This window comes from Pseudomonas sp. NPDC085632 (genome assembly GCF_044541255.1).
Lineage (GTDB): Bacteria > Pseudomonadota > Gammaproteobacteria > Pseudomonadales > Pseudomonadaceae > Aquipseudomonas.
The window spans coordinates 1-18,827 of record NZ_JBITSX010000041.1; the positions used below are offsets into that span (position 1 = coordinate 1).

General features: G+C 58.5%; 16 protein-coding genes. 7 read left to right on the forward strand and 9 right to left on the reverse strand.

From position 1 onward, the window contains the following. Positions 1-149: 149 nt before the first annotated feature. Complete coding sequence (gloA, locus tag ACIF4X_RS21735; RefSeq protein WP_397483676.1) at positions 150-671, reverse strand: lactoylglutathione lyase; 522 nt, start codon at positions 669-671, stop codon at positions 150-152. Positions 672-809: 138 nt separating this feature from the next. Here gloA and ACIF4X_RS21740 point away from each other — a divergent pair, with 138 nt between their 5' ends. Next, positions 810-1,328: a DUF4946 domain-containing protein gene (locus ACIF4X_RS21740; RefSeq protein WP_397483677.1), complete on the forward strand. Its 519-nt coding sequence runs from the start codon at positions 810-812 to the stop codon at positions 1,326-1,328. Between the two features lie 218 nt (positions 1,329-1,546). Here the strand turns inward: ACIF4X_RS21740 and ACIF4X_RS21745 are convergent, their stop codons facing one another. The 3 genes from ACIF4X_RS21745 to ACIF4X_RS21755 all read right to left on the reverse strand — a co-directional run bounded on the left by ACIF4X_RS21745 (position 1,547) and on the right by ACIF4X_RS21755 (position 4,665). Further along, complete coding sequence (locus ACIF4X_RS21745) at positions 1,547-1,912, reverse strand: histone-like nucleoid-structuring protein, MvaT/MvaU family (protein ID WP_007912217.1); 366 nt, start codon at positions 1,910-1,912, stop codon at positions 1,547-1,549. A gap of 235 nt (positions 1,913-2,147) precedes the next feature. After that, on the reverse strand, positions 2,148-3,683 hold the full coding sequence (locus ACIF4X_RS21750; protein WP_397483678.1) for an EAL domain-containing protein: 1,536 nt from the start codon (positions 3,681-3,683) through the stop codon (positions 2,148-2,150). A 112-nt stretch (positions 3,684-3,795) separates the two neighbouring features. After that, positions 3,796-4,665 carry a LysR family transcriptional regulator gene (locus ACIF4X_RS21755; RefSeq protein WP_397483679.1) on the reverse strand — a complete coding sequence of 290 codons (870 nt, stop codon included), beginning with the start codon at positions 4,663-4,665 and terminating at the stop codon, positions 3,796-3,798. Positions 4,666-4,743: 78 nt separating this feature from the next. On the opposite strand from ACIF4X_RS21755, the gene ACIF4X_RS21760 reads away from it, so the two are divergent. Next, positions 4,744-5,691, forward strand: coding sequence for a DMT family transporter (locus ACIF4X_RS21760; protein ID WP_397483719.1), 948 nt, complete (start codon positions 4,744-4,746; stop codon positions 5,689-5,691). A gap of 245 nt (positions 5,692-5,936) precedes the next feature. Continuing rightward, the gene (hppD, locus tag ACIF4X_RS21765) at positions 5,937-7,013 is read left to right on the forward strand and encodes a 4-hydroxyphenylpyruvate dioxygenase (RefSeq protein WP_397483680.1); all 1,077 of its coding nucleotides are present in this window, start codon (positions 5,937-5,939) and stop codon (positions 7,011-7,013) included. A gap of 131 nt (positions 7,014-7,144) precedes the next feature. On the opposite strand, the gene rarD is transcribed toward hppD, so the two are convergent. From rarD to ACIF4X_RS21785, 4 genes are all read right to left on the reverse strand, one after another. Then, positions 7,145-8,026 (reverse strand): EamA family transporter RarD, encoded by an 882-nt coding sequence (gene rarD / locus ACIF4X_RS21770; protein WP_397483681.1) that lies wholly within the window; start codon positions 8,024-8,026, stop codon positions 7,145-7,147. Between the two features lie 206 nt (positions 8,027-8,232). After that, the gene (locus ACIF4X_RS21775) at positions 8,233-10,338 is read right to left on the reverse strand and encodes an acyltransferase family protein (protein ID WP_397483682.1); all 2,106 of its coding nucleotides are present in this window, start codon (positions 10,336-10,338) and stop codon (positions 8,233-8,235) included. A gap of 112 nt (positions 10,339-10,450) precedes the next feature. Beyond that, positions 10,451-11,464 carry an aldo/keto reductase gene (locus ACIF4X_RS21780; RefSeq protein WP_397483683.1) on the reverse strand — a complete coding sequence of 338 codons (1,014 nt, stop codon included), beginning with the start codon at positions 11,462-11,464 and terminating at the stop codon, positions 10,451-10,453. Between the two features lie 68 nt (positions 11,465-11,532). Beyond that, positions 11,533-12,432: a LysR family transcriptional regulator gene (locus ACIF4X_RS21785; RefSeq protein WP_397483684.1), complete on the reverse strand. Its 900-nt coding sequence runs from the start codon at positions 12,430-12,432 to the stop codon at positions 11,533-11,535. Positions 12,433-12,530: 98 nt separating this feature from the next. Between ACIF4X_RS21785 and ACIF4X_RS21790 the strand changes: the two genes are divergently transcribed. Next, a complete protein-coding gene (locus ACIF4X_RS21790; RefSeq protein WP_397483721.1) occupies positions 12,531-12,725 on the forward strand; it encodes a hypothetical protein in 195 nt (64 codons plus the stop codon). Positions 12,726-13,007: 282 nt separating this feature from the next. Here the strand turns inward: ACIF4X_RS21790 and ACIF4X_RS21795 are convergent, their stop codons facing one another. Then, positions 13,008-14,318, reverse strand: coding sequence for an MFS transporter (locus ACIF4X_RS21795; RefSeq protein WP_397483685.1), 1,311 nt, complete (start codon positions 14,316-14,318; stop codon positions 13,008-13,010). Between the two features lie 171 nt (positions 14,319-14,489). Here ACIF4X_RS21795 and ACIF4X_RS21800 point away from each other — a divergent pair, with 171 nt between their 5' ends. From ACIF4X_RS21800 to ACIF4X_RS21810, 3 genes are all read left to right on the forward strand, one after another. Then, complete coding sequence (locus ACIF4X_RS21800) at positions 14,490-15,611, forward strand: sugar diacid recognition domain-containing protein (RefSeq protein WP_397483686.1); 1,122 nt, start codon at positions 14,490-14,492, stop codon at positions 15,609-15,611. A 246-nt stretch (positions 15,612-15,857) separates the two neighbouring features. Further along, on the forward strand, positions 15,858-17,000 hold the full coding sequence (locus ACIF4X_RS21805) for a glycerate kinase (RefSeq protein WP_397483687.1): 1,143 nt from the start codon (positions 15,858-15,860) through the stop codon (positions 16,998-17,000). 201 nt (positions 17,001-17,201) lie between these two features. Further along, positions 17,202-18,827: a methyl-accepting chemotaxis protein gene (locus tag ACIF4X_RS21810; RefSeq protein WP_397483688.1), complete on the forward strand. Its 1,626-nt coding sequence runs from the start codon at positions 17,202-17,204 to the stop codon at positions 18,825-18,827.

Below are 18,827 nucleotides of genomic sequence, written 5' to 3' on the forward strand. Positions count from 1 at the left end.
AATCTGTCGAAAAATATCGTCTGGTCAAATCACACCTCTTCGTTGGGCGTAGATTAACGCCCTTTAGGGGTGTCCAGAATCATTAAGCCAGATCACAATCAGTCCCCTCTCCCTATGGGAGAGGGTTAGGGTGAGGGGCTTTTCAGCTTTTACAGCGGCGCTGGCTGAATAATCTCGACCCAGTAACCATCCGGATCCTTGATGAATGCCAGGCTTTTCATGCGGCCATCAGTCAGGCGCTTCTGGAAGTCGCAGCCCAGCTCTTCAAAGCGTGCACACGCCGCGACGATATCCGGTACCGAAATGCAGATGTGGCCAAAACCACGTGGATCGGTATTGCCATTGTGATAGGCGAAATCGGCGTCGTTCTCGGTGCCGTGGTTGTGCGTCAGTTCCAAAATGCCCGGAATCGACTTCATCCACTCGGTGCGCGCAGCGGCATCGGCCGGGATCTGCGATTTGTCGACCAGTGCGAGGAAGTACAGGCTGAACTCGGCTTCCGCGAAGTCGCGCTTCTCGACCAGCGAGAAACCCAGTACGCGGGTGTAGAAGTCCAGGGACTTGGTGATGTCCTTCACGCGCAGCATGGTGTGGTTGAAGACGAAGTTGCGGGTTGCGCTGTCTGGGGTGGCAGTGACGCCGGGGAAAGTGTTGAGTTCGTGCAGGCTCATGGGCCCTCAATAACTATGGGCGAGTGAATGGGCGCAATGATACGCATGCCTGCCAGCATCGCCAAATGAAAGGGCAGACTTGCCCTGCGTGCGGGTGGGCCTCAGACTTTACCGCTCAATCTGCGAGTGCGTCCGGCAATGATCCGACTGTTCAAATCCCTGTTTGTTTTTTCCGCTTTGTCCCTTGCCGCAACGTGCGTGCTGGCGGACGTACCGGGCGTTATCTGGCCGGCAGGCTGGGAAGTTGAAGCGCTGCCGCAAACGTCGCCGCAGGTTTCTCGGCAACGGGCGGTCAAAAACGACGCCAATGGCAATCAGGTGATGGTGATGGAGTTGACCATGACTCAGGTTGAGAAGGACCATCAGGTCAATTTGCAGGGCGTGCTGCTGGAGATGCGCAAGTCGATTCAGAAGGACTTTTTCCAGGGCGGCTACCAAAGTGTCTGCAACAAAGTGCATCCGGCCACGTTGGGCACTTTGTCGGCACTGGAAACCACTTGCACGATCACCGAAAACGGTCGACATGTGTTGTCGCAAACCCTGGTGGCGGCGGTCGAGGCGGACAAGGCTTATGTTCTTTCCTACGCCGGGCAAGCTGAGGTTTATAAGGCGAGCGCAGACGAGATTGTGGCGGTGAGAAACAGCTTGAAACTTTAAGCCGCTGTACTCTTCACGGCGAAGGTTAGATACCCGAAGGAATTAAGCACAAAGTTTAACGTGGGCCCTGATCGCAACATCGCGCAGCAAAATGTTTAGCGGCTGGCTCAGCAACGTTACAGAAAACGCGCAACTTCTTCGATGAAATTCATTTCATTTGTTAGATATTGTCAATAAAAAAGCCCTGCATGATGCAGGGCTTTTTTTGTTGACGGGGATTAACCGCGCAACCAGGAATCAACGGTGGCAGCACCGTATTGTTCCTTCCAGGCTTTCAGGCCGCGGTGGTTGCCGCCCTTGGTTTCGATCAGTTCACCGGTGTGCGGGTTGTGATAAACCTTGACCACACGGGCGCGGCGGGTTTTAGGTGCTGCGGAGGTCTGCAGACCGGATTTTGCCGGGTTCGGATCGAGGATGGCGATGATGTCTTTCAGGCCTTTGCCGTAGGTTTTCATCAGCCCCTGGAGCTTTTCTTCGAATTCGATTTCTTTCTTGAGCCCGGCATCGTTCTTCAGCGATTCCAGCTGTTTGAGCTGTTCCTGAAGGGCCTTTTCAGCTGCACGAAATTCAGCGAGTCTGGACAATATCTTTACTCCAATAGTGTGTTTGGCTGATACCAACCGCAAACAAAGCTAATAAGCCAAGAGCCTTGAAGCGACTCGGTGATAAATGGCTCACCTGCCAATCTTGCTCAGGTTGAAAAAATTGTAGTAGTTAATGCGCCAAGAGTAAATCCTGATGTTGTCTTCATGTAACAACGGCGGTCTTTTGTATCAATTTGGTGCGCCTGATCGGGACGTTCGTCTTAATCCGGCTTAGTTAATGGTGAGTTAATGCGCTGATGAAGTCCGCGGCCGGCATCGGTTTGCCGAACAGGTAGCCTTGCAGAAAGTTGACGTGGTGTGCAGTCAGATAATCGGCTTGCGCCTGAGTTTCGACACCTTCGGCAACAATACCCAAATCAAGCTTGACCGACAGTTCGATAATGGTATCGAGAATGTGTCGGGACAGCGCGTCGATGCCAATCATGGCGACGAAACTCTGATCGATCTTGAGGAAGTCGACATTGAATTTGCGCAAGTAGCCGAGACTTGAGTGGCCGGTGCCGAAGTCGTCAATCGCGATCTTCACGCCCAGTGCATGCAGTTGCTCGAACAGTTGCCGGGTGATGTCGGTCGGCTCGATCAATTCGCGCTCGGTCAGCTCCAGCACCAGGCTGATGCTGTCGGGCGCGAACGCGGCGAGGAACGTGCGGCAGTCCGCCACCAGTTCCAGATCCTTGCAGTGGCTGGCGGTGATATTGATGCCGATATGAAAGGGCGGGGTGAACGTTGATGACAGCGGTCCCAGCACTGCGGCGGTCTGTTGCATTAGGGCGCGGGTCATCGGCACGATCAATCCCGAATGTTCGGCGAATGGAATAAACAGGTCCGGGCGCACCAGCCCTTCTTTGGGGTGAGTCCAGCGCATCAGCACTTCCGCCCCCGACCATTTCCTGCTGTCGCCATGCACCACGGGCTGGAAGTAAGGAATGAACTCGCCGGCTTCCAGCGCGCGGAGCATCTCGTGGCTCGGCGAAGTAGAGCGTTTCTGCAAGACATGGCCGATGGCACCCGACACCACACCAAAAAAGATCAACAAACTAAACAGCGGCGGGTATTCATCGGCCATGTAGCGCCAGGTTTCGCCTTCGGGGAAACCGGCGGAAACGCTGAACGCATAGCGCGAAGAGTCCAGCGTGTTTTGCGCTATCGGCAACGCGGGCAGGGCGCCGGTCTGTACTTTGCCATCGGCCGACAGCCAGTTATCGCCCACTTGCAACACCAACAGCATGTGCCGGCCGATCAGACGCAACATGTTGCTTAGATGGTAACCATCCAGTGTCGTCAGGGCGCCGCCGCGACCTTCGCTGAGCCGATAAACCAATAGGGCGGTGTCGGGGGTGACCGGGTTGCCATTCATCAGCCACAACTTGCCCTGGTTGTAGTCACCCGCGTTGACGGCTTCCTTGAAGTCGCCAAACAACGAGCTGCAATAGAGGTTGTTGTCCCACACCAGATTGGTCGAGCGTACAAATGGACGGCGGGTCACTTGCTCGCGCAGGGCGAGTTTGACGTTCTCACATGCCTGGCCGGCCAGTGGCAGCAATTCACGGGCTGCCTGGGCGGTGTTATCGAGCATCAACTCGAACTGGCCCAACGCCTCTTCTGCAGTCTGTCGTGAACTTTGTTCCAGCGTGCGTTCAGCCTGCATATAAAGGATCGCGCTGCCCAGCAGCACCGGAAGCAGACCGCTGAGCAGTGTTAAAACGATGCGGGTGCTGCGTTTGCGGCGTGGTCTGACGGTCAACGGCATGGGCGCATCCTGTCGCGATGGATTGAGGCTTTTGAAGGCAGGCCGGATCACGGCGCGCAATTCACATCAGCCAGGGGGGAGGATAGATGGCCGAAGTCGCTTGCGCCGCTCATCAGTGCTTCATCCGCGTCGCCAACTCGATAAATGCCAGCGTAGCGGGGGACGCCTGGCGCTGATCAAGGACCGCAAGGCCAACCTGACGCTGTACGGCGGGCAATAATGGCTTCTTCACATAGCGAGGCGTTGCCTCCGGCGGCAATGAGCCTTCGGCAACAATCGTAATGGCGTCACCACGGCTGACGGTGTCGAGGGTGCTGAGCAGTTGCGAGCAGCGATAGCGAATGTTTGGTTGTAAACGCGCGGCCATGAACAGCCGCGACACCAGTTCAGAAGAACCAGCCTCGGTCAGCACAAACGGCGCGTCGCACAACTCCTTGAGGCTCAACGCCGACCGCGCTGCCAGCGGATGACCTACAGGGAGCAGGGCAACCATCTGGTCTTCGATGAGCGCAAACGTGTCGAAGCGATCTTGGGGCAGCACCACAAAACCGATGTCGATCCGCCGCTCTTCGAGCCACTGAGTCACTTGTCGATCCGGTCCTTCATCGATGTGCACCTCGATGCCCGGATGTGCCTCTCGATAACGCCGCAAAATATTGGGCAGCAGTTTGATCGACGAAGTTGGCCCGAACGAGCCGATGCGCAAGGTGCCGCTTTTCATACCGCGCGCATCGGCGGCTTCCTGACGCAAGGTGTTGGCCAGACCGAGCATCGCGCGGGCGCGCAGCAATAATTGCTCACCGATGTCACTGAGTTCCACCGATGACTGGTGTCGACGCAGCAGCTCGACGCCGAGTTCCTGCTCCAGCGACTTCATCGCGTGGGATACCGCCGACTGTGAAATCCCCAGCCGGTGCGCGGCGAGGGTGAAACCGCGCAGTTCGGCGACCAGCGAGAAGATCTCCAGTTGGGTGAGGGTCATGAGTATTTGCTCATTTTACGATGACAAGGAATGAGGTCAATGATACGGCATTCCTCAATTTCCTTGGGCTGGAGCGTCATGCGCAACGTCGAGCAGCTGCACACAACTTCATCCGACATACCCGTTTACCTGACTCTGGCGGCGGTCACCATGATCTGGGGCGGGACCTTTGTCGCCGGACGTTTCCTGGCCGGCAGCCTGAGTCCAATGTTCGCCGCCAGCCTGCGCTTCTTGCTCGCCAGCGCGGCGTTGCTGGGCTTCCTGTGGCTGGCGCGGATCCCCTTGGCGCGTCCGACCCCAAGGCAGTGGCTGCAACTGATGCTATTGGGATTCTTCGGGATTTTCTTCTACAACCTGTGCTTCTTTTATGGTCTGCAATACATCAACGCGTCGCGGGCCTCGTTGATTGTCGCGTTGAACCCCGCGGTAATCGGTCTCGCCTCGTGGTGGTTGTTCAAAGAGCGTTTGGGCCGGATGAAAGTCGCCGGTATCGCGACCTGTATTGGCGGCGCCGGGCTGGTGATCGTCAGTCGTAATCCGCAATTACTGGCGGCCACACCTGATGCCTGGATCGGTGATCTGCTGATTCTCGGCTGCGTGCTGGGCTGGGGTGTTTATTCGTTGTTTTCCCGTGAGCTGAATCAAACGCTGGGGCCGGTGCAGACCGTGACGTATTCAATCCTGATCGGCACGCTCATGTTGTGGGTTCTGGCGGCTGTGCGCGGCGAACTGAGCTGGCAGGCGCTGAATGATCTGGCGCTGCCGCAATGGTTGAGCCTGCTGTACCTCGGCGTCCTCGGCTCGGCGCTGGCCTACATCGGCTACTACGATGGCATTCGTAAAATAGGCGCGACGCGCAGCGGGGTGTTTATCGCGCTGAACCCATTGACGGCCGTGGTCTTCGGCGCAGTGTTGCTGGGCGAACAACTGACATTGGCCATGTATGGGGGTGGCGCATTGATCCTGACGGGCATTTACCTGTGCAACAAACCCCTTGCACCGGGCGTCAGAAAGCGGATTTTATAGAGAGAGCAGACAAGCCTATTTACGCTGTGTAGAATCGGGTTACGCATACAATAATAATCGTCTTCTGGCAGCAGAAGCCTCGCCCGCAAGAGCCTTGGGTCGACAATGAAGATATTCGGGTTTCAACTGATCTACGGTGACTTCCTCGCCCGCAGTGTGCGTGGCATCTCCTGCGCGCCACCCACCGACCTCACATGACTGACAAATAACCCTGGTTAATTGATAAGAAATGATGAGGTGCCACCATGGCAGATTTATACGAAAACCCAATGGGCCTGATGGGCTTTGAATTCATCGAACTCGCATCGCCGGTGCCGGGCACTCTGGAGCCGATCTTCGAGATCATGGGCTTCACCAAAGTCGCGACCCACCGCTCCAAGAACGTGCACCTGTACCGTCAGGGCGCGATCAACCTGATCCTCAACAACGAACCCAGCAGCGTCGCTTCGTACTTTGCCGCCGAGCACGGCCCGTCCGTGTGCGGCATGGCGTTCCGCGTCAAGGATTCGCAAAAAGCCTACAACCGCGCACTGGAACTCGGCGCTCAGCCGATCCACATCGAAACCGGTCCGATGGAGCTGAACCTGCCAGCAATCAAAGGCATTGGCGGCGCGCCGCTGTACCTGATCGACCGTTTTGGCGAAGGCAGCTCGATCTACGACATCGACTTCGTGTTTATCGAAGGCGTTGACCGCAATCCGGTTGGCGCCGGCCTGAAGATCATCGACCACCTGACCCACAACGTGTATCGCGGTCGCATGGCCTATTGGGCGAACTTCTACGAGAAGCTGTTCAATTTTCGCGAAATTCGCTACTTCGACATCAAGGGCGAATACACCGGCCTGACCTCGAAAGCGATGACCGCACCGGACGGCATGATCCGCATCCCGTTGAACGAAGAATCGTCCAAAGGCGCCGGCCAGATCGAAGAGTTCCTGATGCAGTTCAATGGCGAGGGTATCCAGCACGTGGCGTTCCTCACCGACGACTTGATCAAGACCTGGGATCAGTTGAAGAAGATCGGCATGCGCTTCATGACCGCGCCGCCGGACACCTACTACGAAATGCTCGAAGGCCGTTTGCCGAACCATGGCGAGCCGGTTGATCAACTGCAATCGCGCGGCATCCTGCTCGACGGCGCCTCGGAGCAGGGCGACAAGCGCCTGCTGCTGCAGATCTTCTCGGAAACCTTGATGGGCCCGGTGTTCTTCGAATTCATCCAGCGCAAAGGCGATGATGGTTTCGGCGAGGGCAACTTCAAGGCCTTGTTCGAATCGATCGAGCGTGACCAGGTACGTCGTGGCGTGCTCGCCACTGAGTAATCAGTAAAAAGCCCGGCCCGTTCAAGCCGGTCGGGCTTCATTCAAGATCAAAAGATCGCAGCCTTCGGCAGCTCCTACATTTGGAATGCATTTTCCCTGTAGGAGCTGCCGAAGGCTGCGATCTTTTGCTTTTAAGGGCGGCGCTGTCGCATCAGATGTTTAAAACCTTCGAAGATCAGCACCACAACCGCCAGCCAGATCGGAATATACGTCAGCCATTCCCCGGACTTGATGCTCTCACCGAGCAACAACGCCACACCAAGCAACAGCACCGGCTCAACATAACTCAACAGGCCAAACAGACTGAACGGCAGCAAACGGCTGGCAATGATGTACACCACCAGCGCCGACGCGCTGATCAGGCCGAGCAGCGGGATCAGCCACAGCAGCCCCGGGTATTGATCAAACACGCCAAAGCCTTGCTCGCCGCCCTGCACAAACCACCAGGCGACTGGCAGCATCAGCGTCATATCCACCCACAATCCGCCGAGGTGGTCGGTTTTCAGGTATTTGCGCAGGACGAAATACAGCGGGTAGCCGATCACGACCACCAGTGTCGCCCAAGAAAAACCGCCGACCTGATACAACTCGTTCAACACGCCCAGGGTGGCGAAGAATACCGCGACTTTTTGCAGGTACGACAGGCTCTCGCCGTAGGCAATCCGTCCGGTCAGGACCATCGCCAGCGGCAGCAGAAAGTAGCCCAGCGACACGTCGAGGCTGTAGCCGTTGAGCGGCGCCCACATGAACAGCCACAGTTGCACACCGAGCAGGGCGGCCGAGACGATCAACCCGGCGACCAGTTTTGGCTTTGCAGCGACCACTCGAACCAGCTCCAGCACCCGCCGCCATTCCCCGGAAACCAGCATGAACACGGTCATGCACGGTACGGTCAGCAGCATCCGCCAGCCGAAAATCTCTACGCCACTCAACGGTGTGAGCAGCGAGGTGTAGTAATACATGACGGCAAACAGCACCGAGGCTGAAACCGATAGAGCGATACCTTTAGACAAACTGTCCTCGCGGGGGTTGATGGTCAAACGGGGCGCGAAGGATACGTGGTTTTTGTGCTGAATATTGGGCAAATGCTCAATATTCTTCACACACATTCCCCTGTAGGAGCTGCCGCAGGCTGCGATCTTTTGATCTCGCCTTTGAAAGCCGAAAGATCGCAACCTGCGGGCGTTTCTCCACAAGCGTAGTCAGTGCCAGGAAAACATCACTGCACACCCTTCAACGGATTGCCGAAGCGCATGAGATACATCTCGCCGAACTTGTAAGAGGCGTAATCGGTGATATGACCAATGTCACGATAGACCGGTAAACCGTCGACGGTGGTCATGCAGGCGGCGTCTTTGCATTGCACGATTTTCGGGTCAATGACGATCAAACCGGGGTATTCGGTCTTCAGGTCATTGAACAGTTGTTCCAGCACCGGCTCTTTTGCGCCTGACCATGGCGCCGTGGCGCAGAGGCTGCTTTGCTCGGCACTGCCCATTAACCCGCGCAATTTGACCTGTTGCAGCAAGCACGTGTTGATCCCCGCAGGCATGGGCAACGTATTTTCCAGAAAGACCGGTGTAGCACCGGATTCGACAATGATATCCAGGGCCTTGCGGATCGCTGTGCCGAGGCGTTGTCTTGACAGTTCCGGGCTGCGCGGGTCATCGAGTTTGGTGACGATCTCATCGTCGAGATAGGCCTCCCAGAACTGGCCCACGATCACATACTTGAAATGCTGCTTCGCGATCATGTCGTAATAGCGTTGAGCGGCGTTGTGGCATTTTTGATAAAGCCCGTTCGTGTATTTATTCACGTCATAGAGGTAGATTCCGGGCAAGGCGAGGCACGCCGGATAGCCCTGTGTGAGCACGGCAAGATTGGCATCCCTGGCCAGCGTTTCAACAAAGCCCCAGTAATGATTCGAAAACGAATCGCCCATCAGCAATATTTGCGGTGCAGCCTGTGCGGCACCCGATATGCAGCCAGGGTCGGCGCCATCGCTGACACCCAGGCATCCCTCGCGAGTGGCCGGAACAAACGCTTTCAAGCCGTTGAACACGTCGTTGTAGCCTTGGTTGAAGCGGTTTGGCCAGCCATCTTGTCTGACGCTGGCAGCGTGGAGCAGGGACAGGACGATTGCCGGCGCGATCATTAGCACGACCAGGGTTTTGGCAAAGCCGAGCCTGGCCTTTCGAAAGCGGTTTTCGATCAACACATAGCAGAGCCAGGCCGTGACGAACGTCGAGGCGAAGTAAACGATCGTCATCGGCGGGGTGAGCGCGATGCCCATGTAACTCATCACCGCCAGGATCGGCCAGTGCCACAAGTACAAGGAGTACGAGAGCGTGCCGATAAACACCAGGGGTTTGAACGCCAGCAGTTTCGACGTAATGCTCGCATCGCCGACCCCCTGAAACAACAGGGCTGCCGTGGCGAGGCACACGGCGATGGCGTGGAATCGCGGAAAGCCCGGCAGGATATCTTCCAGGGTGGCGCAGTAGATGATCGTCGCCAGCGAAAGCGCGCAGACCAGCGTGGCGCTCAGGCGATTGAGCCTGAATGTAGCCGTGCTGAAGATCACCGCACAGGAGCCGATCATCAATTCGAAAATTCGCGCGGTGAAGAAGTAGTAGTTTTTTTCAGGCGCCGAGTAAGACAGGTACAGCGCGAGCGCCATGGCCGCCAGGGTCAAGCCGAGCACCGCCGCTTTGAAAAGGCTTTTCGCCAGATAACGGTAGAGCAACCAGAGGCCCAATGGCAGCGCCAGATACCACTGCCATTCGATGGCCAGCGACCAGGTGTGCAAGAGCGGCAGACTGGCCGCATCGGGCGTGGCGTAACCCGTGGTGACTTTGGAAAAGTACTGGTTGGAGATGATCAGCGACGTGTATTTCTCGCTTTTGAGAAAGTCGACATAGTCATCGGGCAAGTACAACAACGTGGTGACTATCAGCGTTGCGACCAGCAACGCAATGACGGCCGGTTGCAGGCGCCAGATGCGCCGCGTGTAGAACCCCGAGAACGTGAACGTGCCGTTGTTCAGCGATTTCATGATGATCGCGGTGGTCAGATAACCCGAGATCACGAAGAAGATATCGACGCCGATAAACCCGGACGGGAAGAACGACAGGCCTCCGTGGAAAATCAGCACCAGCAAGACTGCGATTGCGCGCAGCCCGTCGATATCCGCACGGTAATCAATAGAGGGTTTGCGATCCCCGACAGTGGCGGTCGCTGCCGGCGCAGGAAGCTTATCGGCAAACAGTTTGAACAGCAGCCCGCGCAAAGGCTTCCTGGATACCTCAACGGGGCGATTGAGCATGTAATAAGTCCCTGATTATTTCTGAACGATCAATCAAATCATCCGTTTGATCGCGTTTGCTTCAACGAAAAACAGCCGATTGTATCGGCTGTTGCTGGACACGGGAAAACGCTTAAACCAGGTGCGGTTTACGCCCCGACACAAAATGACTGACATCGTTGAATCCCGGCGTCGATGCATGGCCCGGCGTCACCAGCGAATCGATAAACGCCTCATCGGCTGCCGTGATCTTCACGGCCTGTGCCTTGGAATACGCATCCCATTGCGCTTCGGTGCGCGGCCCGACAATTGCCGACGTCACTGCACTGTTGTTCAGCACCCAGGCAATCGCAAACTCCACCATCCCGACGCCGCGCTGCTCGGTGTACTGCTGAATCTGCTGGGCAATGCGCAGTGATTCCACGCGCCACTCGGTTTCCAGAATGCGTTTGTCTTGACGACCGGCGCGGCTGTTGGCGTCCGGCTGCACATCCGGCGCGTATTTGCCGCTGAGCACCCCACGCGCCAGCGGGCTGTAAGGCACCACGCCCAAGCCGTAGGTTTGCGCCGCGGTGATCTGCTCGGTCTCGGCCTGACGGTTGACGATGTTATACAACGGCTGGCTGATCACGGGGCGGTCCACGCCAAGTTTATCGGCGATGCGAATCACCTCGGCAATCCGCCAGCCGCGATAGTTCGACAAACCCCAATAACGAATCTTGCCCTGACGAATCAGATCCCCGATCGCCGACACGCTCACTTCCAGCGGCGTGTTGTGGTCTTCGCGGTGCAGGTAATAAATGTCGAGATAGTCCGTGCCGAGCCGGGTCAGGCTGGCATCGATGCCATTGAAAATGTGTTTGCGGCTCAGACCGCTACGATTCGGCACACCGTCCACCGGGCCGAAACCGACCTTGGTCGCCAGCACCCACTCATGCCGATGACGGGCAATCGCTTCGCCGACGATCTCTTCGGAGCGACCGTTGGTGTAGACGTCAGCGGTGTCGATGAAATTGATCCCCTGATCCCAGGCCTTGTCGATGATACGCAGCGAATCCTCAGCGCTGGTCTGCTCGCCAAACATCATCGTACCGAGGGTGAGGGTGGACACTTGCAACCCCGAGTGCCCGAGTGTGCGAAAGCTCATGCCGAAATCCTTTTGTCGGTGGGAAGGGGTTAATCAAATACCAGAAGCACGGGACGCGGCAAAGTGATTTATCGACTCAGAGCAGTACAGCGCTCGGTTAAAAACACCTGCAGCACCCTGACCCGTTCCGACACTTGCACCCGATGCGGACACAGCAAATTGAACGGCGCACTTTCGCCGTGCCAGTCATCAAACAATGTCACCAACCGCCCGGCGTGGACATCTTCGGCAATGTCGAGCCAGGCCTTGTAGGCGATGCCATGTCCGGCCAACGCCCAGCGGCGGGCGACTTCGCCGTCATCGCTGAGGTAATCACCGTGGACTTCGGCGTCCAGCGTTTCCTCGCCGCGACTGAAACGCCAGCTGTTGTAGGGCCGGCCATTGCGCAGATAGAGCAGGGCGCTGTGCTCGCTTAGTTCGGCGGGATGTTGCGGGGTGCCATGGCGCGCCAGATAGTCAGGACTGGCGCAGGCGACGCGCCGGTGTCCCTGCAGAATCGGCAACGCCACCAATGTCGAATCGCTCGGTACGCCGAAGCGTAGGGCGACATCGACGGTCTCGCGAAACAGGTCGGCATGCCGGTCGTTGAGCAACAATTGCAGTTGAATATTCGGATGTTCGCGCTTGAAGTCATCGAGCCACGGCAACAACACGTTGCGCCCGAAGTCAGACGGCGCAGCCAGTTGCAACACGCCGCTCAGCCCTTCGCTTTGTTGTTTGAGTGCCTGTTCACCCTCGGCCAGGGCCGCCAGTGCCAAGCGCACACTTTCAAGATAACGCCGACCTTCTTCCGTCAGACGAATACTGCGTGTTGAGCGTGCGAACAAACGAATGCCGAGGCGGGTTTCCAGACGTTTCACCGCGATACTGGCGGCGGCTGGCGTCAGCTCCAGCGCGCGAGCAGCGGCGGAAATGCTGCCGGTATCGGCAACGCGGACGAAGATCTCCAGATCGAGAATCGAGCTCATTGCTAAAAATCCTTTAAAGATCTTTGCGTTTTTGCGGGATTTTTTCGTGATTGGCAAGGTTGGAGACTGCAATCAATCAACTATCGCAAGAGAGCCGCATGAGCTGGACATCCGATCACCTGGCCTTCAATACCGCTGACGGGCAGATCGTGCAGGATAATTTCGCCCGGTTGCTCGGGTTGAAGCCGGGCCGACGCCCGCCGTTTCCCTTTCCCGGGCGTTGGTTGTATGAGGATGAGCACGCGATGGTGCATGTGATCGAGCTGGATGCCAAAGCACAGCCCTCACCCTAGCCCTCTCCCAGAGGGAGAGGGAACCGACCGAGGTGTTAGCGAGCTACACCGACGTGCGATACCGAGTCGAACTCAGGTCTTGAAAAGCGCCAAAATCGGCTCCCTTTCACCGAGTCGAACTCAGACTTTGAAAAGCCCGCAGATCGGCTCCCTTTCCCCCTCGCCCCTTGGGGGAGAGGGCTGGGGTGAGGGGGAAAAGATCTCCAGGACACCACAAAAACCAAGTCGAACCCCCAATAAAAAACGGCCCTGAAAAGGGCCGTTCTTCCTCGCATCAAGACCTCAAGCGCGCAACGTCCGCGTCATACGCAACGCCAGCAGACTCCCACCGACAATCACCCCCGCGAGCAGATACAACGCCGCATCCGTCGAGCCCGTGCTGTCCTTGACCCAACCCACCAGGTACGGACTAAGGAAGCCAGCCATCTGCCCCATCGAGTTGATCAACGCCAGACCACCGGCCGCAGCGCCCGCGCTCAACATGGCCGTCGGCACCGGCCAGAACATCGGCAGGCCGGTCAACGCGCCCATGGTGGCAATGGTCAGACCGAGAATCGCGATGGCCGGGTTGGCCGCGAAATTCACCGCAATCACCAGACCGATCGCGCCCATCAGCATCGGCACCACCAAATGCCAGCGGCGCTCTTTGCGCAAGTCCGCCGAACGCCCGACCACCAGCATGAACACCGCTGCCAGCAGATACGGAATCGCACTCAGCCAACCGATCACCAGGTTATCGCTGAAGCCAAGGTTCTTGATGATCGACGGTAGCCAGAAGTTGATCGCGTACACGCCGCTCTGGATGCAGAAATAAATCAGGCCAAACGCCCAGATGGCCGGGTTCTTGAACACCGCCAGCAGCGAGTCGGACGCAGTCTTCGGCTTGTTCGCCAGGTCCTCGGCCTGATCCGCTTCGAGCACGGCGCGCTCATGCGGGCTCAGCCACTTGGCGTTGGCGAAGCTGTCGCTCAGCAGGAAATAGGCGAGGGCGCCGAGGATGACGGTAGGAATGCCTTGCAGCAGGAACATCCACTGCCAACCCGCCAAACCACCTTGTCCTGCGGCGAAGTGATTGAGAATCCAGCCAGAGAACGGGCTGCCAAGCAAACCGGACACCGGGATCGCCGACATGAACAACGCCATGATCCGGCCACGGCGGAAGGTCGGGAACCACTGCGAAAGGTACAGCACGACGCCCGGGAAGAATCCGGCTTCGGCCGCACCGGTGAACAGGCGCAGGGTGTAGAACTCGGTCGGGGTGGTGACGAACAACAGGCAAGTCGACAGCGTGCCCCAGGTGATCATCATCACGGCAATCCAGCGCCGTGGGCCGAATTTGGTTAATGCCAGATTGCTTGGCACGCCGCACAGCACGTAGCCGATGAAGAAAATACCGGCGCCGAGGCCGTACACGGTTTCGCTGAATTTCAGTGCGTCGAGCATCTGCAGTTTGGCAAATCCAACGTTGACCCGGTCGAGGTAGTTGAACAAGTAGCAGATGAAGATGAAGGGGATCAAACGCAGGGTGATGCGTTTGTAGACGGCGTTTTTATCGTCATCGATGGTCTGGGTAGCTGCGGCGCTCTGCGACATAGCGGCTCTCTCTTTATTATGATTTTTTGCGATGCAAAGGGTAACGTTGATCGCCCCGAGAGTCTCGGTCACCTTTGGCCGGATTGTCTTTGTGCCTGAGCACAGGGTTTGCCGTCAGCCCCTGTGCGGGTGAACAACGGCCAGTGCCGAAAATTAAGGATTGCCGCCGTTATGTTCGAACTCGATCACGACCTCGCCCAGGACATCGTCGACCGGGCCATGGCCATTTTGCCCTACAACGTCAACGTCATGGACAGCCAGGGGCTGATCCTCGGCAGCGGCGAGCCGGAGCGCATCAACACCCGTCACGAAGGCGCGCAACTGGTGCTGGCCAACGGGCGCGTGGTGGAGATAGACGCGCAGACGGCCGTGCATCTAAAAGGCGTGCAACCGGGGATCAACCTGCCGCTGTTGCTCGATCAGCGCTTGATCGGCGTGCTCGGCATCACTGGCGAACCGGAGCAGTTGCGCACCTATGCCGAACTGGTGCGCATGACTGCCGAAATGCTCGTCGGTCAGCGCAACCAGCAGGCCGAACAGCAATGGCGGCGTCAGCGTTGTGATGATTTGCTGGCGCTGCTGTTAAGCGAGGCAGGGGACTCGCCGCGTCTGGTCGATGAGGCACAGCAACTTGGACTCAAACCGCAATTGACGCGAGTGCCGTATCTGTTCGAACTGGGACTTGAACACGGGCCGGGGCAAACCGTCGAGGCGTTGAGTGCCTGGTTGATGTCGCGTTATCCCGACAGTTGGTGCGTGAGTTCGGCGAAGTCGTCACTGCTGTGGTGTCGGCCGGCGAGTCAAAACGTCGAGCATGATCGCTTGCTGGAAAAACTCGACGGCCTCGGCTGGAAGATTCTGCGCATTGCCGTAGGCGGGCAGGCCGATGGACTGGCCGGGCTGCGTCGTTGTTATCGACGAGTCGGTGATTTGCTCGCCTATGGTCGCGAAGTGTTGCCGCACTCACGATTGCTGACGTTGAACCGCTATCGATTGCCGGTGATGTTGTGGCGGCATCGTAACGATGATGCACTGGACGAATTGCTCAAACCCTTGCGTAAAGTGATCGCCAAGGACGGCAACGGCCAATTGCTGGCGACGCTGCGCAGTTGGTGTGAGCACGATGGCCAGAGTCAGGCGTGTGCCGATGCGTTGGGGATTCATCGCAACAGTTTGCGTTATCGGATGGAACGGATTGCCGAGTTGAGCGGGGTTGATCCGCTCAGGCTGGACGGGATGCTGGCGCTGTATCTGGGCGTGCAGCTGTTGCCGCAGACAGATCTGTCGGCATGAGGTGTTTTCGAGGCCGCCATCGCTGGCAAGCCAGCTCCCACAAGGGTTGATGGTGTTCACTACATTTGTGTTCACCGACAATCCCTGTGGGAGCTGGCTTGCCAGCGATGGCGGCCGAACATTCACCGCCACTTTCCCTGTCTTTGTGAAAATGAACAATAAACGCCCCGGCCACTTGTGCAGCGGACAGGCGTCAACGCGCAGGCCGACTGGCAGCATGAGGGGCATTGCAAACGGAGAATTCCCATGAAGATCGTCATCGCCCCCGACTCGTTCAAGGACAGCCTGAGTGCCCAAGGCGTCGCCGAAGCCATCGCCCTCGGCCTGGCCCAGGTCTGGCCGCAGGCAACGATGGTCAAATGCCCAATGGCTGACGGTGGCGAAGGTACGGTCGAGTCGATCCTCGCTGCCTGCGCAGGCGAACTGCGCCGCACCCGTGTGCGTGGCCCGATGGGCGCGCCGGTCGATGCGGCGTGGGGCTGGTTGCCGCACAACCACACGGCAATCATCGAAATGGCCGAGGCCAGTGGCTTGCAGCTTGTGCCGCTGGGGCAACGCGATGCCTGCATCAGCAGCACCTTCGGCACCGGCGAACTGATTCGCGCCGCGCTGGATGCCGGCGCGCAACGAGTGATTCTGGCGATTGGCGGCAGTGCGACCAACGATGGCGGCGCCGGAGCGATGCAGGCGTTGGGGGTGAAATTACTTGATGCCCAGCATCAGGCGCTGGTGCCCGGCGGCCTGGCGTTGGTGCAACTGGCGCAGTTGGACCTGAGCGAACTCGACCCGCGTCTGGCGCAGGTGCGTTTCGATATTGCGGCCGACGTGGACAACCCATTGTGCGGCGCACACGGTGCTTCGGCGATTTTCGGCCCGCAGAAAGGTGCATCGCCGGCGCAGGTTGAACAGCTCGATCAGGCATTGGGCCATTTCGCCGAACTCTGCGCGCAAGCGTTGGGCAAAGACGTTCGTGACGAACCGGGCAGCGGCGCGGCGGGTGGTTTGGGGTTTGCCGCCAAGGCTTTTCTCGGCGCGCAGTTTCAAGCCGGGGTTGAAGTGGTCGCCGAACTGGTCGGCCTCGCCGAAGCGGTCAAAGGTGCCGATCTGGTGATCACCGGGGAAGGACGATTCGATGCTCAGACCTTGCGTGGCAAGACGCCGTTCGGTGTTGCGCGGATTGCCAAACAGCACGCCGTGCCGGTGATTGTCATCGCCGGCACGTTGGGCGAGGGTTATCAGGCACTTTACGATCACGGTATCGATGCGGCATTCGCCGTGACCAGCGGCCCGATGACGCTGGAGCAGGCCTGCGCCGAAGCTCCGCGCCTGTTGCGTGAACGTGCGACTGACATTGCCCGCGTTTGGCAAATGGCCAAACACAACGTGTGAAACAGGTGCACAGGGTGTTTCAATCTTGTAACACCCTGAAAAATAGTTGTTCTTGACCCGCAACCTTCCTAAAGCCTGGCCGATACAGCTAACAGGCGCGCACATAACTTCCTAAAACAGTGACGCCGGACTGAGCCCGCTCCCCTTGGGCCAGTGATGACGCATGGACGCTCGTAGTTTCTATCTTTCGAGAGCTCAACTATGTCCCTGCGTAACCTGAATATCGCGCCCCGTGCCTTCCTCGGTTTTGCCTTTATCGCCTTGCTGGTGATCGTGCTCGGCGTCTTCGCCGTCAACCGCATGTCGATCATCCGTCAGGCCTCCGTCGAGATGGATTCGACGCAACTCCCCAGCGTGACCCAGCTCAGCGTGGTGACTGAAAACGTCCTGCGTTTGCGCATTCTGTCGTTCCGCGTGCTGGTCAACCGTGAAGCCGCCGGGTTGCAGGAGGCGCAGACCCGCATCGGCGTTCTGGTCGATAAGGTTCGCGCCGCGCAGGCCAGTTACGCCGCGCTGCCGGCCGGCCCGGAGGAGCGGGCGTTGTACCAGACCTTCGCGACCACGCTGGACAACTACCTGCAAGCGCAGAACCAGATGATGGAGCTGTCGCGCCAGGACAAACTCGACGAGATGCGTGCCCTGATCAACACGCGGATCAAGGACGGCACCGACCAGATGGGCGAGCAGCTCAACAAACTGATCGCGATCAACGCCGCTGACGCTAAAGCTGCGTCGATCCAGGCCGGTGAACACTACGACAGCGCCATCACCGGGATCATTATTGTTGCCGTGGTGGCGGCGCTGGCCACCGTGTTGCTGGCCTGGCTGCTGACGCGCAGTATCGTCACCCCGCTGAACCGCGCCGTGCAGGCCGCGCAAACCATCGCCAGCGGCAACCTGACCAAAACAATCGAAATCGACGGCAAAGACGAACCGGCCCGCCTGCTCGAAGCGCTCGCCGCCATGCAGAGCAACCTGCGCAAAACCATCGAACAGATCGCCGGTTCCGCCACACAACTGGGCGCCGCTGCCGAAGAACTCAGCGCGGTAACCGAAGAAGCCTCCCGTGGCCTGCAGCAGCAGAACAACGAAATCGAGCAAGCCGCCACTGCCGTCAACGAGATGACCGCCGCCGTCGAAGAAGTCGCGCGCAACGCCGTGTCGACCTCCGAAGCCTCGAACCAGTCGACCCACGCCGCCCGCGAAGGCCGCGATCAAGTGGTGAAAACCGTCGACGCGATCCAGACCATGACCCACGACGTGCAGAACACCGCACAGATGATCGAAGGTCTCGCGGCGCAAGGTCGTGATATCGGCAAGGTGCTCGACGTGATCCGCGCCATCGCCGAACAGACCAACCTGCTGGCACTCAACGCGGCCATCGAAGCGGCGCGCGCTGGCGAGGCCGGACGTGGTTTTGCCGTGGTCGCGGACGAAGTGCGCGCACTGGCTCATCGCACCGCGCAGTCGACTCAGGAAATCGAAAAAATGGTCGCCGGCATCCAGAACGGCACCGGCGAAGCGGTTTCGTCGATGCAGCAAAGCAATCAGCGCACCCAGACCACCCTGGAAATGGCCCGCGCCGCCGGCGTGGCGCTGGAACAGATCACCCAGTCGATCCACCAGATCAACGAGCGCAACCTGGTCATCGCCAGCGCCTCGGAAGAACAGGCGCAAGTGTCGCGCGAGGTCGACCGCAACCTCGTCAACATCCGCGACCTGGCCACGCAATCGGCTGCCGGGGCCAACCAGACCAGCGCCGCGACCCACGAACTGTCGCGTCTGGCGGTGGATTTGAACGCCATGGTGGCGCGTTTCGTGATTTGA